Origin of the sequence: Photobacterium proteolyticum, from assembly GCF_001939735.1 — a bacterium.
Lineage (GTDB): Bacteria > Pseudomonadota > Gammaproteobacteria > Enterobacterales > Vibrionaceae > Photobacterium > Photobacterium proteolyticum.
Map to the genome: position 1 here is coordinate 15,503 of NZ_MJIL01000090.1, position 18,972 is coordinate 34,474.

Annotated in this window: 13 protein-coding genes; 10 read left to right on the top strand and 3 right to left on the bottom strand. The window is 47.8% G+C overall.

From position 1 onward, the window contains the following. Positions 1-197: 197 nt before the first annotated feature. Positions 198-2,339, top strand: a complete 2,142-nt coding sequence (locus tag BIT28_RS20275) for a methyl-accepting chemotaxis protein (protein ID WP_075766764.1) — start codon at positions 198-200, stop codon at positions 2,337-2,339. Here BIT28_RS20275 and BIT28_RS20280 read toward each other — a convergent pair. Further along, a complete protein-coding gene (locus BIT28_RS20280) occupies positions 2,324-4,099 on the bottom strand; it encodes a SagB/ThcOx family dehydrogenase (protein WP_083651997.1) in 1,776 nt (591 codons plus the stop codon). The genes BIT28_RS20275 and BIT28_RS20280 overlap by 16 nt on opposite strands. Before the next feature lie 295 nt (positions 4,100-4,394). Between BIT28_RS20280 and BIT28_RS20285 the strand changes: the two genes are divergently transcribed. From BIT28_RS20285 to BIT28_RS20300, 4 genes are all read left to right on the top strand, one after another. Further along, on the top strand, positions 4,395-6,572 hold the full coding sequence (locus tag BIT28_RS20285) for a bifunctional diguanylate cyclase/phosphodiesterase (protein ID WP_245823803.1): 2,178 nt from the start codon (positions 4,395-4,397) through the stop codon (positions 6,570-6,572). A 111-nt stretch (positions 6,573-6,683) separates the two neighbouring features. After that, positions 6,684-6,998 (top strand): DUF6506 family protein, encoded by a 315-nt coding sequence (locus tag BIT28_RS20290; RefSeq protein ID WP_075766765.1) that lies wholly within the window; start codon positions 6,684-6,686, stop codon positions 6,996-6,998. 52 nt (positions 6,999-7,050) lie between these two features. After that, entirely contained in the window at positions 7,051-7,857 is an 807-nt protein-coding gene (locus tag BIT28_RS20295) for a helix-turn-helix domain-containing protein (protein WP_075766766.1), read from the top strand. A gap of 151 nt (positions 7,858-8,008) precedes the next feature. After that, positions 8,009-10,189: a DUF6351 family protein gene (locus tag BIT28_RS20300; RefSeq protein ID WP_075766767.1), complete on the top strand. Its 2,181-nt coding sequence runs from the start codon at positions 8,009-8,011 to the stop codon at positions 10,187-10,189. Here the strand turns inward: BIT28_RS20300 and BIT28_RS20305 are convergent. Further along, a complete protein-coding gene (locus BIT28_RS20305) occupies positions 10,186-10,848 on the bottom strand; it encodes an NAD(P)-dependent oxidoreductase (RefSeq protein WP_075766768.1) in 663 nt (220 codons plus the stop codon). The two genes, BIT28_RS20300 and BIT28_RS20305, sit on opposite strands and share 4 nt — an antisense overlap. A gap of 70 nt (positions 10,849-10,918) precedes the next feature. Between BIT28_RS20305 and BIT28_RS20310 the strand changes: the two genes are divergently transcribed. Continuing rightward, positions 10,919-11,872 (top strand): LysR family transcriptional regulator, encoded by a 954-nt coding sequence (locus BIT28_RS20310; RefSeq protein ID WP_075766769.1) that lies wholly within the window; start codon positions 10,919-10,921, stop codon positions 11,870-11,872. Between the two features lie 197 nt (positions 11,873-12,069). Here the strand turns inward: BIT28_RS20310 and BIT28_RS20315 are convergent, their stop codons facing one another. Then, a complete protein-coding gene (locus BIT28_RS20315) occupies positions 12,070-12,870 on the bottom strand; it encodes an acyl-CoA thioesterase (RefSeq protein ID WP_075766770.1) in 801 nt (266 codons plus the stop codon). 264 nt (positions 12,871-13,134) lie between these two features. On the opposite strand from BIT28_RS20315, the gene BIT28_RS20320 reads away from it, so the two are divergent. From BIT28_RS20320 to acnD, 4 genes are all read left to right on the top strand, one after another. Beyond that, positions 13,135-13,905, top strand: a complete 771-nt coding sequence (locus BIT28_RS20320) for a GntR family transcriptional regulator (RefSeq protein ID WP_075766771.1) — start codon at positions 13,135-13,137, stop codon at positions 13,903-13,905. Next, on the top strand, positions 13,902-14,771 hold the full coding sequence (prpB, locus tag BIT28_RS20325) for a methylisocitrate lyase (protein WP_075766772.1): 870 nt from the start codon (positions 13,902-13,904) through the stop codon (positions 14,769-14,771). The genes BIT28_RS20320 and prpB overlap by 4 nt, the downstream gene beginning before the upstream one ends. A 316-nt stretch (positions 14,772-15,087) precedes the next feature. Next, complete coding sequence (gene prpC, locus BIT28_RS20330) at positions 15,088-16,263, top strand: bifunctional 2-methylcitrate synthase/citrate synthase (protein WP_075766773.1); 1,176 nt, start codon at positions 15,088-15,090, stop codon at positions 16,261-16,263. A 117-nt stretch (positions 16,264-16,380) separates the two neighbouring features. Continuing rightward, positions 16,381-18,966 carry a Fe/S-dependent 2-methylisocitrate dehydratase AcnD gene (acnD, locus tag BIT28_RS20335; RefSeq protein ID WP_075766774.1) on the top strand — a complete coding sequence of 862 codons (2,586 nt, stop codon included), beginning with the start codon at positions 16,381-16,383 and terminating at the stop codon, positions 18,964-18,966. The last annotated feature ends 6 nt before the right edge of the window (positions 18,967-18,972 follow it).

The window sequence follows — 18,972 nt, forward strand, 5'->3', positions numbered from 1 at the left end:
TTTTGGATACATGTAGAATCCGAATATAAAAACTCTTATTTTATGGGTTGTATTTAATAAATAAGCAATTTTAATATTGACCTATAATTAGCAACGAATAATTCTAAATGTTGGATTTATATTATGAAGCATTCGTTGATGAAATTTATTAATTGGCAAGATAATTATAATACGATATTTAAGAATAGGTTCAATAAATGAAAAACTTATCTGTTAGATGGAAATTCACTTTACTCGCAGGTTTTTGTCTTTTTATTGCGTTTTCTGGGCTTGTGAGCTTTTCTGTATATCAGTCAAAGCAAACTCAATCTTTAGTGCGTGAACAAACATCGGTTAATCAGAAGAAAACAGCAAAGGAATATGTTGCTACTTTGGCTTCAGAGCAAGCGATGAAGGTAAAGGCTGTTTTAGACAAGAATTACAATCGCGTAGATATGCTAGCTCAAAGTGTTTTGTTTATGCTTAATCAAGTTAAGGACAGTGAAGCCTCAAGTAAAGAATTTCGGTTGTCTTTTAACCACTATATCAAGCGGCTAGTAGAACAGCAGACAGATATACTTGGCATGTTTATCGTATTAGAACCTAATGTATTGAGTGATGATAACCTTTATGTTGATAATGTCGAACTTGCTTCTAATAATGTGGGCCGTTTTTCTCCTTACTGGGTTCGAACTGAAAATGGCAATATTGAGCTAGGTGATTTGGAGGAAGAATATATTACTGATACTACTCCTGGATCGTTTGGGCGCGCCAAGAATGAATGGTATGCCTGCTCAGTTAGAACGCGTCAGCCTTGTATTCTTAATCCTTTTCTAGATAGGGCTGGTTCGGAGGAGGTATTGATGACAGCTGTGACTTTTCCTTTACTCGAGAATGGTGAATTACTCGGTACTGTGGGGATTGATCTTTCTTTGCAATCGTTACAAGTTTTGATCGATGCCGTTGATAGTAGTTTTTATAATGGACAAGGTCATGCAGTGCTATTTGGCCAAGACGGGGTGATAGCTGCTTATGACCAAGACAAATCTCAACTTGGGAAGTTGGTACAAGAACTACCATTTGGTCAACAGGTTAGTATAAAAAGTTGGTTGCAACAGAAACAAACTCGAATTAGCTGGAATGAAAATAACAAAACTCTTCAGGCTATTGTCCCTGTAACTCTTAGCGGTAATGCATCTCCTTGGGGGGTGGGGTTCAGTGTTCCGCTGAAAAATGTAATGTCTAGGGCTATAGATTTAGACAATAAAGTAGCGCAATACAATGTTGAAGCAGCACAATTGCAGCTAATAGGTGCTGTAGTAATAGCATTAATAACATTATTACTAATTTGGATAGCATCCTATTATTTGGTAAAACCTATCAATCAACTTGCACATCATATACAAGGTATTGCTTCAGGTGAATGGGACCTAACTCAGCGCCTAAAAGCCGATGGTGAAGATGAAATCGGTTTATTAGTATCTTGGTTTAATCAGTTTATCGAGAAATTACAGCTTACGGTGCAACATATCGGAAAGTCAGTGGATAGTATTCAGATAACCTCTGAGCGTACATCAGATATCGCTGGACGTACGAGTGATAATAGCCAGCAGCAATTTTTAGCTGTAGAGCAAGTTGCGATAGCTCTTGAGCAGATGACAGCAACAGCTAATTTAGTTGCCGAAAATGCTGGACAAGGTGCTATATCAGCAAAAGAAGCGCAACAAGCTGCAATAAATGGGCAACATGTTGCTGGGTCTACCACACAAGCAGTAGAGAGCTTAGTTTATGATGTATCAGCAGCAATGCCGTTAATAGACCGACTAGTTGTTGATAGTGAGAATATCGAGTCCATTCTGACAGTGATCCAAGGAATTGCTGAGCAAACTAATTTGTTGGCACTTAATGCTGCAATTGAAGCAGCTCGAGCTGGAGAGCAGGGGCGTGGGTTTGCTGTGGTGGCTAGTGAAGTAAGAAGTCTTGCTGAACGAACGCAAGACTCAATTGGTGAGATCAGAGGGGTTGTTGAACAGATTCAGTCAGGTACCCGTGAGGTAGTCGATGCTATTAGTAGTGGTAATGACAAAGCAAGTAAGGCTGTTGAACAAGTTAATGAGATGACCCTGGCTTTATCTGATATAGCAAAGCATATTCAGCGTATCACTGAAATGGGTAGTGAAAATGCTAAGGCGGCCTCTGAACAGTGTACTGTCTCAAATGAAATCAACCTTAATGTGGCTAGTATCAGAAAAGCGAGCCATGTTATTCGTCAAGAGGCGGAGTCATCAGCCTTATTAAGTACTGAACTTCAGCAGCTTTCTGTGGATCAGGAGCAGATAGTGAATCAGTTCAAGGTATGATTGTCTTTCCCCGCCATGAAGTGATAGGCGGGCAGCGTTTCCAAGCGTGTGTCTTCAACCGGTCCGCCCATCGTAAAGTGATAGAGGCTCTGATAGCTCCGATCTTTTAACCCGAAGACCTCATGGACGGGATCATCGAAATAACAGCCGATGCCAGTGGCGCGAATGCCTTTGGCCTCGGCTTCCAGATACAGCATCTGGCCAATGATTCCAGTTTCCCAATACAACCTTCTATACCACCATGTCCCGAGCTGCCTCAGAGGTTGTTCAAATTCTGCCAGCATGGCGCAACTGAACACGCCGCCACTGGCAATCTCCTGGTGACAACTTAAGAGCTTGGCAGCTTCTTGTGCATCGGCTGGTAACAGGCAGTAAAGCGATAAACTTTCAGGGCAGTCTGGTGGCCTTTGCCAGATGAAGGTTTCGCTCATCAGTGCTCTTAACTGTTCGGTTTTAGCCGGGTCTCTGAGCAGCAGATACAAGCCGGGTTGTAGTCCGTCGATACGGTGAACAAACAGGCCGAGATGAACCCAGGTTGTTGCCGAAAATAGCCTGGTGTTTTGCCCGGGTAAGGTACGGTCTAGGATTTGGTAGAATATTGCTTTTTCAATACGGGTTTTGCCATCCATATCCAGTGCGCTGCGACGCTGCCGGATGATTGAACCGGTACGGCGTGTTATGCTTGAACCTGAGTACGATAAAGGTGACTCGGAGTCGCTGGTGGTCTCTATTTTTCTTGGGTTGAAAGATTGCAAGTGCTCACTTATGTGACTCTCCGTTGTCGGTTTTTCGCAGGCTGCGGTCGCTTTATCTATCCACGGCCAAAGTTTGTGACTGCTACTAAGCAGGTTGGCCTTGCCTAGCCATTTTCTTGCCGTCAACGCATTGAGGGTTTCAGGGGGTGGTCGCCAGTCGAGGTTAATGGATGTTCCGGCGGGTGAGACAACAGCAAGCAGATCGGGAGCTTCACGTTCTTGCTGGTTGGGATAGTCGTCGTCACGATCAACGCCGAGCACGTGAACGAGTTCGGCATCCGAAATTCCTTCAATAAGCGTGAGCTGCCAGCCCATTAAACCCGCGGCAATGGTCGTTGCGGCCAATGCATGGCCGCAATCGTGCTGGCAGTAGCGAAAGGCACGTTCGCCGTATTTCCATGACTCCCGCCAGTGAATGGAGCACAGGGCAATGAGAAAACTGCCTTCCGGCAAGGCTTCGGTAGTATACGAGCCGTTAGTTAAGCCATTTGTGAGCTGTTTCCAGTCTGATTCTTGAAGCTCTAGTCGGCACTCCAGTTGGTGGCGCAGAGGATAGTAATGGTAGACCCCGGGGAGTGGAGAAATCTCTGGGACGGTATCGGTGAGCAGATAGCATTCTGTCGGGTGTAAGTTACCGCTCGATGGGTTGACCCTAAGTGACCAGCGGTTGCCGAAGCAGCTTTTCCAGGCTGAAAGCGCCAGCGAATAATAGAAAAATTGGGACAGGCTTTGGAGGCTGAGCGGCTGGCTCTTAACGCTTTGTCCGTTGAAGAAGGCGTCGTAGTCAGGAGTTGTATCGCTGTCGGGCAACAGGAGTTGTGTTTCAGGCGCACCCAGGAAACGCCGGAAGGGATGGGGCTGGCTGGCCCAGTCCAGACCATCAGGTCCTTCGGCGAAACGGTGAAAATGATGTTTGGTGCGCTCGTGGTACGCAAATACTGTGTCGAGTGGATCTGCTTTATCCGGTTCTGGAATATTAGATAAGTTGACGCTAGAGACTTTCATTCTTCAGCTGTCGTTCTGTGAAAAGTTCAACTTAGATAACAGTATAGAATATTGATAACACTTATCATTTGCGAAAGGTATGTTTATGTATATTATCAATAATTCTGCATATCACTGTCTGAGTTAGGTTACATTGAAGTTTTCGTTTGTTCATAAATCATCTGTTTATATTTGGATGATTGGTATTGTTGCCGCGTTTGTTAGTTCTCTCACAGTTGAATTCTACGAGTCGAGAAGATTACACCATCAGGTTGAAATTCAATTTCATACCAAAGTTAAATCACTTGAACAGTCGATGCGTTCCCTGTCTGAGCTGCTTTACTCGACCCATCATTTTTTGCAAAACGGCAATAATCCGACTCAGGATCAGTTTCAACATTTTTTAGGTAATCGTACCGGGATAGGTTCAGGCATTAACTCGGTGTTTTGGGTTCCGCTTCTAGACCTTGCCGACGTTGAACTGTTTGAACGAAAGGCCAGAGCAACAGGTTTATTGGGTTACCAACTTGTACCCAGTCAATCTGTCTCGATGCCTTGTGCTGCCTGGCTCGGGCAAGCGACGCTACCAGTCTTTTACGTTTCACCCCAGTTTGAAGCCAGCGATTATTTAGGACATCGTTTGGATACAAACTGCAATGACGCCACTGCGATGAAGCTGGCTGTTGAGCAACAGCAGATAACGACCAGTCATTTTAACGAGAATGGCAATGATGGTGTGAAACTATTTCTCCCGGTAATGTCTGAGGAAGGGAAGCTGCAAGGTTTTGTCGTTGCCACTGTGGTCTTTCATGAGTTTTTGAGTGTGACTTGGCATGATGAAGTTAATGCCGATAATCGTAATATTGCAGTGACCAACTTGGATGACAAGGCTTACTTGCCTATCTTTGAATCGCACAAAAACATTACGTTGGACAAGCGCTCGAGTTTTGATAGGGAAGTGTCTTATACCAAAACAATTGCCGTTCCAATGATTGAGCAGAACTGGCTGATATCGATTTCTGTATTGGAAGATCAGCAAACTATGTGGATTTATGCCTCGGCGTCTGTTGTGCTGATCTTGTTGCTGACGGTCTCTGTTTCTTGTGGGGTCGGCTTTTATGCCAACCGGTTAAAAATATCGGATCAGCTCGTTAAGGAAAAAACTCGCAGCCTTGAGTTTCAGGCTTCTCGAGATGAGCTGACCGGGCTGTTTAACAGGCCTGCACTCAATGAAGAGATAGAGCGTCAGCTAGCAAAGATCAAGGGGCGCAACAGTGATGGCTTTTCGATATTATTTATCGATTTAGACAGGTTCAAAGTTGTCAATGACTCGATGGGTCACTTGATTGGGGATCAGGTGCTGCAGCAGGTGGCCTGCCGCCTCAAGACCAGCGTTCGTAAAGGCGATGTTTGTTTCCGCTTCGGCGGTGACGAGTTTGTGGTGTGTCTGTCTAATCTTGTCGATAAATCAGCGCTTCAGGAGATAGGCGATCACTTCTCTCTGGTACTTTCAAAACCTTATTATTTCAACCGTCAAGCCTGTCATCTCGGGGCAAGTATTGGTGTGTCTGTTGTGACATCGCATGTGCGTTCAGTGACGAATATTCTTCGTGAAGCGGATACGGCGATGTATAAAGCCAAGAACTCCGGGCTCGAGAAAGTCGTGTTTTTCGATGAGGATATGTTTACCCAGGCAAAGCAGCGTTTTGTGTTGGAGCAGGAACTGACGAAAGCCGTAAAACAGCAGCAGCTCTCATTGGTCTTTCAACCAATCTACTGCCTGAAAACCGAACAGGTCTCGGGGTTTGAAGCCCTACTGCGCTGGAATCACCCTGAGCATGGGCCGATTTCACCAGGGGATTTCATCCCGATCGCAGAAGAAACCGGGCTAATATTGAGTCTGGGCGACTGGGTGGTGAGTCAAGCCTGTCAGATATTGGAAAGGCTATGGAAGAGCCAGACCCTGGTTGAAATGCCTCGGATCAATATCAATGTATCAGCGAAGCAGTTTGAGTCGAATCATATCATCAATACCTTGCGGGAGACGCTGAGCCAATGCCATTTCCCTGCTCATTTGCTAGGTGTCGAGATCACCGAATCGATGCTGCTTAGTGACTCCTCATGTACTTTGAATGCCCTTGAGGAGATAAAAGCACTGGGGGCGATTATCTACCTTGATGATTTTGGTACGGGTTATTCTTCTTTGTCGATGCTAAGCGAATATCCGGTTGATATCGTAAAAATGGATCATAGTTTCATTCGAAATATCGATCAGCAGGGGCATAAGTCAGCTCAGCTGTGCCGGGCAATCATCCATATGTCCCATGCCATCTCATTGAATGTTGTTGCCGAAGGTGTCGAGACACAAAGCCAGTTGGAGGTACTGGATAATTACGGTTGCAACTATATTCAGGGCTTTTTGAAAGCAAAGCCTGTGAGTAGGGAGGAAATGACGCACTACCTTCGTTATAAGTGTGAATTAACGAGCGAGTAGCATTAGTGATAATGAAGAGGATGTGTAAGTACCTGTTGGCGTATTTCTACAATACCCGGCTGTTGACTGCCTATAGGATGGCTGCCATCAACAACTATAGGAAGCTAAAATATGTCAAATGTATTCAAAGCCGCGTTCATTTTTGTCGCACCAGAAGCAAACCCGTCAGTCGACTATTCGTGGGTTCGTACCAAGGAAGTACATGTAAAGAATATTGCAGTATCCGGTTATAAAGAAGCTTGTGAGCTGATTGATTCTTTGGTTGAAGAAGGGATTAAGGCTGTAGAGCTCTGTGGTGGGTTTGGCCATCAGGGTGTCGCTGAAGTCGTGAAGACTGCCGGTGCTCGCTTGCACGTTGGTGTTGTTCGTTTTGATAAACATCCTTGCCTGGATTTTGTCAGCGGTGATGAGTTGTTTTCATCTTGATTGCTAATAACCGCTTCTATTAGCACTAGGAGCGGTGTGTTAAAGTCTTTCTATGCAAACACAACTAATTAGACCAAGCTCACCGCTTGCCGGATATATAACGCAGTATTGGATGTGGGAGCAAAACACTCCCTTGATGATACCAGATGTACTGCCGGGAACTGGGGTTGAGATAATGCTTAATCTTGGTTCGCCACTGGTAATTGATTCTCCGAAACCAGCTCAGCTTAAATTTGGAGACGGGCTAGTGATGTGTCCGCGTAAGTCTGCTTACAAGATGAAGACGATGGGGGCGACCAAACTGTTGTCTATTCGTTTTCGGTCTGCAGCTTTCTTTCAGTTGTTTGGTATCCCTTTGACCACTATTTCTGATCAAGTTGTAGAGGCCAGCCAACTAATGCCAAAGGGATTATTGCTGAGGGTCATCGAGTCAGAATCGACTCTTGGGGCGATAGCGTTATTGGAAAGTTGGTTAATGCAGCATGTAAGGCCTGAATGTGCCAGCACATCTGAATTAGGGTGGGCAATAGATAAAGTCTATTACCAAAACAGCCCTGATGTTATTTCTGATATAAAGCGAAGCTTGAATATCAGCGAGCGAACATTCCAGCGTAAATTTAAGGCTTATACCGGGGTCGATGCCAAATACTTTGAAAGAACATCACGTTTTCAATCAACCCTAAGGACGTTGTTAAGCGGATATCATCAGCAGTACACAGCTGTTGTTTTAGACCATGGCTATTACGACCAGCCTCACTTTATTAAGGACTGTAAGTACTTTACTGGCCTAACCCCTAAGCAATTCCTTACAGAAAGTAACTTTGTGCTTAACCATTATAACAACGATATCTATGCCTAATTATTCCGAAGATTGCAAATAGCGCGGTCGAAATAAGAGTAAGCAGTACACCCTTCAGAGCTGATGGTATGCCCTTCATTTGTCGACGAGTCAACAGAAAGATGTGGTGCAGCTAAACTCGTAGATAGGATACAGAGAATGAATCGCTGTTATGACAAAGAAACTGTTTGGGTTGGTTGGCGTCTTACTTATCTTGATTATCATTGATTACCTGGCGAGTAAGGACAGTGTGTCTGTCAGACAAGTCAAGGCGATCGCTATTCCCGAAGCGAACTACCTTCTCCAGGTTGAGCAGCACATACGTGATACCCAGCGACCAGAAGAGATTTTTCCTTTTCCCATTAAAGTCGGCGGCGTTGGCCCCGTTCAGTCCCTGTATTCCGGTCCCAATCAATATCCTTTTTTTTGCATGACAGTCGATTCTGGCTTGGAGCAGCCCCTGATTGATAATCAAATTGGGCTTGGTGTTCCCGTTTACGATCAAGAAAACGTCTCAGAGATTATTGGCTACTCTAAAGATTGCGCGATAAAAACCCGGCTTTCATATGTCCTTGTCACTAACGAAGTTGACAACGAGAATGCGTTTCACAGCAAAACGGTACTTGAGATAGAGCAGTCGCCACCTGATGACAATGAGCTTCTCATTCGGGTAGAGCAGGGCACGATCAACCGTTATATCTACACTATCCTGATGCCTATTGATGTTGACGAAATCGGCAGCCAAACCAGTGCCAATGCCTGGAATCAAAAGTTGATTTATCGTTTTGATGGCGGCTCTGGCATCGGCTTCCGCCAAGGCCGGGTAAAGGTGTCTAAGTTACTTGATAAACATCTCTCCCAACTAGAAAAAGGCTATGCAGTCATCGCTTCTAGCGGCAATAAAACCAGTTATGGCTACAACATGTTGTTGGCGGAAGATACCGCAAGAAGGGTGAAGAGGCAGTTCGTCAGCTTGTTTGGTGATCCCTTGTATACCGTTGGTATCGGGGGCTCTGGTGGCGGCCTGGCACAGTACCTGATCGGTCAAAATAGCCAAGGTATACTCGATGGTTTACTGCCTTTGTACTCGTACCCGGATATGGTGAGCGTCGCCACTTACGCCTTGGATTGCGATCTGCTTAATAACTATTTCAGTTTTCATGCCAGCGATAGAGAAAAATGGGAAGACTGGCAAAAAAGGCAATATGTGGAAGGGCTGCGTGCCATCAATGGCGCCAAACAAAAGGCTGCCTGGCTGCAGCCGTTAAATCAGTTGTTGCGCTGGCAAAAGCCAGAATTTCCGCAGGGAAATAGTGAGTGCATCAATGGGTATTTCGGACTGAGCAGTTATCTTAACAATCCGAAGCAAGGCTTTATCAAACCCTATTTCCATGAGTCGGTTGCTGAGCAGGTGAACTGGAGCTACTGGCAGGATATGGTGCATATCTATGGTCATGATGAACATGGTTTCGGTTTGTCTACTTGGGATAATGTCGGGGTCCAATATGGCTTGCAGGCGTTGCGGAATGGGCAGATCACTTTTGATGAGTTTATTGATTTGAACCGCAAGGTGGGTTCATGGAAGCCTTTTCATGAAATGAAGGCAGAACGTATCATGGGGGCCAGCGGAATACTGCCTGCTGTTTGGCTATCGTTATGGGGCGAGCATAATATTACTAATGCCGACATGAGGCCGGCGAAACGCCATTCGGCCTCGGTAACTGCCATCAACAAGGCCTATGAATACGGTCAGGTTTTTATTGGCCGTATTGATTTACCCATAATTGATAGTCGTCATTACCTTGAAGACGATCTGAATATGCACCATACCTCGGCATCGTTTGTCAGTCGCTTGCGGATCCTCAGTGCCAATAAACAGACGCATAACCATGTGATATGGATTTCTGATAAGGAGCACAATCCCGTAGAACAGGCCTACGAGGTGATGGATAAATGGCTGATGGCCTTAAAACAATTGCCTGATCAATTTACCTACCAGCAACGAGTACGAATGGCCAAGCCTGCCTTGGCTCAGGACACTTGTTTTGCCGAAGACGGCAGTGTCATTGCTTCAGGCAAGGGGGTCTTTAACGGAAACTGGAACCATTACCCTGACGGGGCCTGTACCAAGCTTATGCCCATCTATACCAATAGCCGTATACAAGCAGGCGCACCCTGGCAGGGGAGTATTTTTAAATGTCATACCATTTCTGTTGAAGCTGCCATCAAGAAGGGTATGTATGGCGATTTAGATTTGTCGGCAAAGGTCGACGAGCTAAAACAAACCTTCCCGGGTGGGGTTTGTGATTACTCGCTTGGTGATATGGGCAGGCCTGAGTACTTAAAGCACTAAATGTTGCCTATCATCTCTGTCGGGTGAGTAAAGCGTTCTGGTCGTGTCACCGCATCGACTATCCAAAGGGCAACAGACGCTCTGGAAATTGTCGTAGACATATCAAGTTTGTCGACAATGCCGATTGATGGTAGTTGCTCGGCGTCAGTCAGAGCAACCGGACGGACAACAAGCGTATCAAGTGTGCTGGCACGCATGGCTTGTTCCATCTTGTCTAGATCGGCGAACGATAGCTTAACGTTGCTAAGCTGAACCAGGCTATTCATCGCGAAGCTCATAGCTTTTTGGCTATCTCCTACCCCTGCAGAGCTGACCGCAATAAAGCGTGTGATCTGATACTTTTCCATGAGCTTTAATACGTTCCGGGTAACCTGCTCGGTAAAATTTCTGGGAGAAACAAGTGATGACCACGGATTCTTGCCATTCTTACGTTTGATACCCAGGCAGGAAATAACCGCGTCCTGTCCCGGTATCACCTGTGCCAATACCCCGTAGTCCGACACATCACCTTCTATGACTTTGACTGACTCGTGAGGCTCAACATTGTTCTTGTTGCGGACCACCAAGGTTACCTGATGACCACGCTGAACTGCATATTCAGTAACTTTACGTCCGATAGCACCGGAGCCACCCAGAATGAGTAAGTTGCGATTTTTCATTTGTTCACCTTGCATGTGTGTTTCATTGATTGATATCCCTAGATTAATGGTTGCCAAAATGGGATTCTAGATGGCAAATTTTCAACTCAGGGTTGTCAAATTGGAAACCAGCGTCAATCTACGAGACTTACGCGCTTTTTGCGCCGTTGTCGAACAGGGATCAATTACCGCGGCTGCGACGGCCCTGGCCGAGACCAAAGGGGCTGTCAGCCGGCGCATCTCGCGCTTGGAAGAAAAGCTGGGTACACCGCTTATCCAGCGAGGGTCTGGTCGTGCACTGCCGACTCCTGAAGGCCTGGTTTATCGCCAGCGTGCAATTGAGGCGCTGGAGATCCTGGATACTGCCCAAGGTGAATTGATGGACCAGCAAGTGACACCGCAGGGGCACTTGCGTATTACGGTTTTGCAGGGGTTTGCCAATACGCTAAATCTCGGTGACTGTCTGGGACGTTTTGCTCAGGCTTATCCGCAAGTCAGCGTTGATGTAATAATGACAACGGATATCTTGTCGCTGCAGGAAGATCAGATCGATTTTGCTTTTCGCCTCGTGCCCGGTGCTTTACCCGATTCTAACAACCGTGCGTTGCTCCTCGCCAGAGTCGGACTGGGCTTTGCGGCAAGTCCTGAATACCTAAAAGTGAACGGTGTCCCGAAGCATCCTAATGAGCTTCAGCGTCATCGCTTGCTCCTGCCACGAACATTTGGTTCCGGTATCAGCATTAGCATGCAGCCTGCTCAACAGCCTGAGATGACTGAAACGTTTTATTTTGAAGGTCATATCACCTGCCCAGACATGCTTTTTTTGGCCGATACGGCATTGGCTGGAGGGGGGATTGCCTTGATGCCTCCCTCGGTACAAAAAGCCTATGTCGATAACGGCCAGCTTGTTCCGGTTCTGGGCAACTGGGAGTCCAGTCAGGCAGGGAATCTCTACTTGGTTTACTCCGGCGGCCCTTTGTCACCCAAAGCCAAAGCGTTTAAGGATTTTATCAAGGAAGCATTTCGTCATACGCCGTGGGTTTAGGGGAATGTCCACTTTATAGATGAGCTGTAAAACTGGCGAGTAGGGTCTGCTTAGCTCTTTATTTAGAAAAACAATGTAATGCAGGTAAACGCGACAAAGGCGATAAGCGTTTATTGACTCTGGGCTTTGTTTTGTTTTTGAAGTCAAAGCTCCAGCCAAGCTCTTAACTTAGCCGAAGCCTCTGGAGTATCTGATTGTTAGCAAAATACCGCGACGCTCTGTCTGCTGATCGCGATTAACTCACCGGCACTGTCCCAGATGTTTGCTTCAAGGTGGGCATAGCCACCGGCAGCTTGTCGGGTATGGGCTTTGTAAGCAAACCATTCGTCGGGCTTAACTGGCTGATGAGGGTGAATAAATTCCAGATTCCACATCATGGTACTGGCAGGTGCCAGTTGTTTCATCATTTGAAGCACTGCTGGTGGCCAGGCGTCAATCAGGCTGATGAGGTGGGCATCCGTTATCTGCTCCGGGGCCTGTTTAAAGCGCATCCAGCCATTGAGAGAAGATAACGGCGAGCCGCTAAAGGGCATTGCACCTTCTGATATAGCCAGATCAAGATGCTGGATGAAGTTGGGGGTCTGGCCAGGGATCATCGGGATGCGTGGCAGGTTGTGCGGCTCAGTTAACTGGTGTGTTTCTGAACTGCTGACCTCGATATCAGAAAAGCGGTCAGTGCCAAAACATGCCTGCTGGATCACCGCAATCTGGTCATCCTGGATAATCCTCGCTGTCAGTTGAGAGGCGTTTTTCCCTTCACGCAACACTTCGACCTCGAATGAAAATGGGGTATCGGCAAATAAAGGACCAACGAAGTTGGTTGTTAATGAACGTAGTGGCCGGTCGTCGGCAACTTTTTCCTTCATGACTGTGTAGAGAAGTGCTGCGGAAATTCCCCCAAAAGCGGTTCTGCCCTGAGCCCAGTCTTCCGGGAGCGTCATCGTTGCCTGACTGTCTGTCAGCGCTTTGGCCGTCTGAAGCAGGGTATCAATATGCATAACTTGTCCTTGTTAACATGCTGTTAATTTACTCTATCTGGTCGGATCTCGCTGGTCAATATTTGAACGGTATCTGATCTCCGTTCTGCGAGCCGCGTAGCTAGTTGAAAAACAGGTTCGTCTTTGGCCTGTAATTGACTTGTAACTGGCATGACTGTCAACAATCTAGACTAAGGTCTAATACATATTGTTAACAATTAGCTTGATCGAAGCGGTTTTTAGGGCTAAATTTGTTCGTAAGTTAACCAATTGTTGACAATAATGATGACCAAACAAGAAGTAGCATTTGAAACTGTCGACAATCCTGATGAGAACGGGATTGAAAATAATCCAGTTAGTAAGGATTCTTCCCATAAGGGAGCTGACGTAAAAGAGCTGACCAAATCAGAGAACTTGACCGAACAGCTGATTGACTTAATTGTGAATGGTGACTATCCGGCTGGCAGCAAGATTTCTGAGCCTGAATTAGCCCGCCGCTTTGGCGTAAGCCGAGGCCCGCTGCGCGAAGCTATGATGCGCGTTGAGTCTTTGGGCCTGGTAGAGCGTGTTCCCCATGTCGGGGCGCGAGTGGTCGCCTTGACGCAAGAGAAACTGATTGAGATTTACTCGGTACGAGAAGCCTTGGAAGGGATGGCCGCCCGTCTGGCATGTATTCATATTACCGACATAGAAATCAATGCCCTACAGCAGTTGCTGGAAACCCATCAGCAGCATATCGAACAAGTTGATGGCGCCTCCTATTTCCATCAGCAGGGTGATTTCGACTTTCATTACCGAATTATCAAGGCCAGTCGAAATAGCAAATTAATCAGCTTGTTGTGTGATGAGCTCTATCACTTGCTCCGGATGTACCGCTATCAGTCTCAGCGCTCGCATTCGCGCCCACAACAGGCTTTGAGAGAACACTTCCATTTGCTTGCCGCGTTGCGGGAAAGAGATGGAGAGCTGGCGGAAATGTTGATGCGACGCCATATCATGCGCAGCCGCCTGCTGATTGAACAACAACTGAAAGATGACAAGGAGATAGCCTCATGAGTCCAGGGAAAAGCTTCCGGCATGCTGTTGCTGCCAACCATCCGCTGCAGATTGTCGGCACCGTTAACCCTTACTGCGCCATGATGGCAGAGCAGGTAGGACATCAGGCCATATATCTGTCAGGTGGCGGAATTGCCAATGCCTCGTACGGTCTGCCGGATCTGGGGATCACAACCTTAAACGATGTGCTGGAAGATGTACGCCGTATTACTGCCGCGACAACGCTTCCGTTGTTGGTCGATATCGATACCGGTTTTGGTGGCGCATTTAATATAGCCCGTACGATTAAGGAGATGGAGCGAGCCGGTGCGGCAGCAGTACACATGGAAGATCAGGTCGCACAGAAGCGCTGTGGTCACCGTCCGAACAAGGCCATTGTGAGCCAGGAGGAAATGGTCGACAGAATCAAGGCGGCGGTTGATGCCCGTGTGGATGAAGACTTTGTCATCATGGCACGTACCGATGCACTGGCGGTGGAAGGGATGGATGCGGCAATAGAGCGGGCGATAGCTTGTGTTGAGGCCGGCGCAGACATGATTTTCCCTGAGGCGATCAATACCCTTGAGCAGTATCAGCAGTTTTCGGATGCCGTGAAGGTGCCGATTCTGGCTAACATTACCGAGTTCGGCCAAACGCCGTTGTTCAGTGGTGAAGAACTGGCAGAGTGCGGTGTCGACATGGTGCTTTATCCGCTGTCAGCATTCAGAGCAATGAACCAGGCGGCGCTGAATGTCTATCAGCATATTAGAAAAGACGGCCATCAGCGAAATGTGGTGGATCAAATGCAAACCCGTGAACAGCTTTACCATTATCTGGGTTACCACGACTATGAGCAGAAGCTCGATAAACTGTTCAAAGAAAAGTAAGCCCAATTAAATTGCTGAATGTAAAGCAAGTGTGTAGTAGATGTCGCTTTATTTTAATAATAAATACATAAGCAACAAGAAAATCCTAAATAATAAAAACCATAGATAACAATATTAATAATAAGAATTAGGCAAGGAAGCCAGAACGCTAATAAGCGGGAAACCCAAGAAAATTAATATTTTTTAATATTACCAATAATTAACTATTTATTTAGTACTGATTCAGTCGCTGCCATTTTGATGGGCACAAGGTGTTTTATCACCTGTATTTCATCAAATGGCAATGGATTAACGTGAAGCAAATAAGGAGTCTGCTATGACTGCGATAGCCGTAGCTGATACGAATAAGGACAACAAGAGCGAAGACAAAAAAGCATTGGGTGGTGCGGGCCTGCGAGGTCAGAGTGCCGGAACAACATCACTATGTACCGTCGGTAAAACCGGTACCGGGTTGACCTACCGAGGCTATGACATTACGGATCTGGCTAACTATGCTGAGTTTGAGGAAGTCGCTTATTTACTGCTTAAGGGTAAGTTACCGACTCAGGCAGAACTGGACAGTTACAAGCAGGTATTGAAGAAAGCTCGTGGTTTGCCAACGGCATTGTGTCAGGTGCTGGAAGCGATCCCTGCTGATGCCCACCCGATGGATGTGATGCGCACCGGTTGTTCGATGCTGGGGAACCTCGATCAGGAGCTCGATTTTGCCGAGCAGGACGAGAAAACCGACACCTTGCTTGCCATGCTACCGGCGATTATTTGTTACTGGTATCGCTACAGTCATGACGGTGTTCGTATCGATACGGCCAATAGCAGTGAGGACAGCATTGGTGGTTATTTCCTTGAGATGCTGACAGGCAAAGCGCCGTCAGATCTTCATAAGCAGGTGATGCATTGCTCGTTGGTGTTGTACGCCGAGCACGAGTTTAATGCCTCAACCTTCACAGCCCGTGTCTGTGCCTCGACCTTATCTGATCTTCACTCTTGTATCACGGCAGCTATCGGTAGCTTGCGTGGTCCGTTACATGGCGGTGCCAACGAGGCGGCGATGGCGATGATTGAGCAGTGGCAGACGGCTGATGAAGCTGAAGCTGGCATTATGCAGATGCTGGCCAACAAAGACAAAATAATGGGCTTTGGCCATGCAATTTACCGTGAATCCGACCCCCGAAATGCTTTAATTAAAGCATGGTCGGAAAAACTGTCTGCCGATGTTGGCGATACCCATTTGTATGCGGTTTCAGAGCGTGTCGAGCAGGTGATGAAGCGGGAGAAAGGGCTATTCTGTAATGCTGACTTTTTCCATGCCTCGGCCTATCACTTCATGGGGATACCGACCAAACTGTTCACCCCCATCTTCGTAATGAGCCGAGTCACTGGCTGGGCTGCCCACGTGTATGAGCAGCGTGCCAATAACCGGATTATCCGTCCGAGTGCTGACTACGAAGGACCGGAGCATCAGGATTGGCTGCCGATTGAAGAGCGCAGCTAACACTTGAATACACACTTTGAGTGAAGGCGTATCCCTGCTGATTCTCTCCCCCCTGCAAACTGGGGGAGGGGTCATCGCCAGATAGGTCTGCGAGCAGTAAATTCACGGATGTAAGCTATGAATATTAATACAAAATACCGTAAGCCCCTTGCAGGCAGCGGACTGGATTTCTTTGATACCCGAGAAGCCGTCAACGAGATATCCCCCGGCGCATACGAGACGCTTCCCTACACCTCTCGCGTGTTGGCCGAACAGTTAGTCAGACGCTGTGATCCCGACTCATTGACAGACAGCCTGAAGCAGATCATCGAGCGCAAGCGCGATCTTGATTTCCCATGGTATCCGGCACGTGTGGTTTGTCACGATATCCTGGGACAAACAGCCCTGGTTGATTTGGCAGGTTTGCGTGATGCTATCGCCGAGCAAGGGGGCGATCCGGCGAAAGTTAATCCGGTGGTCGAAACCCAGCTAATTGTCGACCATTCACTGGCGGTTGAGCATGCCGGCTTTGATCCTGAGGCATTTGATAAAAACCGTGCCATTGAAGAGCGTCGCAACGAAGACCGCTTCCACTTTATCGAGTGGTGTAAAACCGCATTTGAAAATGTCAGCGTGATCCCGGCGGGTAACGGCATCATGCACCAGATCAATCTGGAGAAGATGTCGCCTGTGGTTCAGGCCAAGAACGGTATTGCCTATCCGGATACCTGTGTTGGTACCGACAGCCATACCCCGCACGTTGATGCACTGGGTGTGATTGCCATTGGTGTCGGCGGGCTTGAAGCGGAGACCGTTATGCTGGGCCGTCCTTCAATGATGCGCCTGCCGGATATTGTTGGCGTCAACCTGACAGGTAAACGTCAGCCGGGTATTACGGCTACCGATATTGTTCTTGCTATCACCGAGTTCCTTCGCAACGAGCGTGTGGTGTCATCCTATCTGGAATTCTTTGGCGAAGGAGCGAAAGATCTTACCATCGGTGACCGTGCCACCATCTCCAATATGACACCGGAATATGGTGCCACGGCAGGTATGTTCTATATCGATGAGCAGACCATTAATTATCTCAAGCTTACAGGTCGTGACGATCAGCAAGTTGAGCTGGTGGAACAATATGCCAAGCAAACCGGGCTGTGGGCTGACGATTTGGAGAGTGCCAAATACGAACGCGTGCTGGAATTCGATTTGTCGACAGTGTCTCGCAATATGGCGGGACCATCGAACCCTCACCGTCGTCTGCCGACTTCAGAGCTTGCTTCCCGCGGGATTTCCGGTGAGTGGGAAGAGAAAGAGGGCGAATTGCCTGATGGCGCGGTAATTATCGCGGCTATTACGTCTTGTACCAATACCAGTAATCCGCGCAACGTAGTCGCAGCCGGTCTGTTGGCCAAGAAAGCCAATGAGTTAGGCCTGGTGCGTAAGCCTTGGGTGAAATCCTCGTTTGCGCCGGGCTCGAAAGTGGCCAAGTTGTATCTGGAAGAAGCCGGATTGTTGCCGGAGATGGAAAAGCTTGGCTTCGGCATTGTGGCCTACGCCTGTACCACCTGTAACGGCATGAGCGGTGCGCTGGATCCGAAAATCCAGCAGGAAATTATCGACTGTGATCTGTATGCAACAGCGGTACTGTCCGGTAACCGTAACTTTGACGGTCGTATTCACCCTTATGCCAAGCAGGCGTTTTTGGCTTCACCGCCTCTGGTGGTTGCCTATGCGCTGGCGGGTTCCATTCGTTTTGATATCGAGCGTGATGCCCTTGGCACCGATAATCAGGGTAATCCTATTTACCTCAATGACTTGTGGCCTACTGATGAAGAGATAGATGCAGTCGTCGGCAAGTACGTTAAGCCGGAGCAGTTCAATCAGGTATACATCCAGATGTTCAAGCTTGATGACGATGTGCGTAACAGCAATCCGCTTTACGACTGGCGTCCGATGAGTACTTATATTCGTCGTCCGCCTTATTGGGAAGGCGCATTGGCCGGTGAGCGATCGCTGTCGGGCATGCGGCCGCTGGCAGTGCTGGGCGATAACATCACGACTGACCATTTGTCGCCGTCCAATGCGATTATGGCCTCCAGTGCCGCAGGGGAATATCTGGCCAAGATGGGCGTGCCGGAAGAGGACTTTAACTCCTACGCGACCCACCGCGGTGATCACCTGACGGCGCAGCGAGCTACATTCGCGAATCCGAAGTTGTTCAACGAAATGGTCAAAGAGAATGACGAGGTTGTGCAGGGCTCCTTGGCGCGTATTGAACCGGAAGGCAATGTGACTCGCATGTGGGAAGCAATTGAAACCTACATGAACCGCAAGCAGCCGCTGATTGTGGTGGCCGGTGCGGATTACGGTCAGGGCTCATCCCGTGACTGGGCGGCAAAAGGAGTTCGCCTGGCAGGTGTAGAAGCCATCGTTGCCGAAGGGTTCGAGCGTATTCACCGTACGAACCTGGTGGGGATGGGGGTATTGCCGTTGCAGTTTAAACAGGGTGTCAATCGCAATACTCTGAAGCTGGACGGTACCGAGCTATATGACGTTGTCGGTGTGATTCAGCCCGGGGCAGATTTGGCCTTGGTGATCACTCGCGCTAATGGTGAAAAAGTGGATGTGCCGGTCACCTGTCGCCTGGATACCGCAGATGAAGTGGCCGTCTATGAGGCCGGCGGTGTACTTCAGCGCTTTGCCCAAGACTTCTTGGCTCAATAGGGGGAG

What these genes read in the sequence shown, in the direction of transcription:
- acnD (WP_075766774.1), top strand. Translation starts at nt 16,381, where the DNA reads ATGAATATTAATACAAAATACCGTAAGCCCCTTGCAGGCAGCGGACTG.
- BIT28_RS20300 (WP_075766767.1), top strand. Translation starts at nt 8,009, where the DNA reads ATGACAAAGAAACTGTTTGGGTTGGTTGGCGTCTTACTTATCTTGATT.
- BIT28_RS20295 (WP_075766766.1), top strand. Translation starts at nt 7,051, where the DNA reads ATGCAAACACAACTAATTAGACCAAGCTCACCGCTTGCCGGATATATA.
- BIT28_RS20290 (WP_075766765.1), top strand. Translation starts at nt 6,684, where the DNA reads ATGTCAAATGTATTCAAAGCCGCGTTCATTTTTGTCGCACCAGAAGCA.
- BIT28_RS20315 (WP_075766770.1), bottom strand. Translation starts at nt 12,870, where the DNA reads ATGCATATTGATACCCTGCTTCAGACGGCCAAAGCGCTGACAGACAGT.
- prpC (WP_075766773.1), top strand. Translation starts at nt 15,088, where the DNA reads ATGACTGCGATAGCCGTAGCTGATACGAATAAGGACAACAAGAGCGAA.
- BIT28_RS20275 (WP_075766764.1), top strand. Translation starts at nt 198, where the DNA reads ATGAAAAACTTATCTGTTAGATGGAAATTCACTTTACTCGCAGGTTTT.
- BIT28_RS20280 (WP_083651997.1), bottom strand. Translation starts at nt 4,099, where the DNA reads ATGAAAGTCTCTAGCGTCAACTTATCTAATATTCCAGAACCGGATAAA.
- BIT28_RS20305 (WP_075766768.1), bottom strand. Translation starts at nt 10,848, where the DNA reads ATGAAAAATCGCAACTTACTCATTCTGGGTGGCTCCGGTGCTATCGGA.
- BIT28_RS20310 (WP_075766769.1), top strand. Translation starts at nt 10,919, where the DNA reads ATGGCAAATTTTCAACTCAGGGTTGTCAAATTGGAAACCAGCGTCAAT.
- prpB (WP_075766772.1), top strand. Translation starts at nt 13,902, where the DNA reads ATGAGTCCAGGGAAAAGCTTCCGGCATGCTGTTGCTGCCAACCATCCG.
- BIT28_RS20285 (WP_245823803.1), top strand. Translation starts at nt 4,395, where the DNA reads ATGCGTTCCCTGTCTGAGCTGCTTTACTCGACCCATCATTTTTTGCAA.
- BIT28_RS20320 (WP_075766771.1), top strand. Translation starts at nt 13,135, where the DNA reads ATGACCAAACAAGAAGTAGCATTTGAAACTGTCGACAATCCTGATGAG.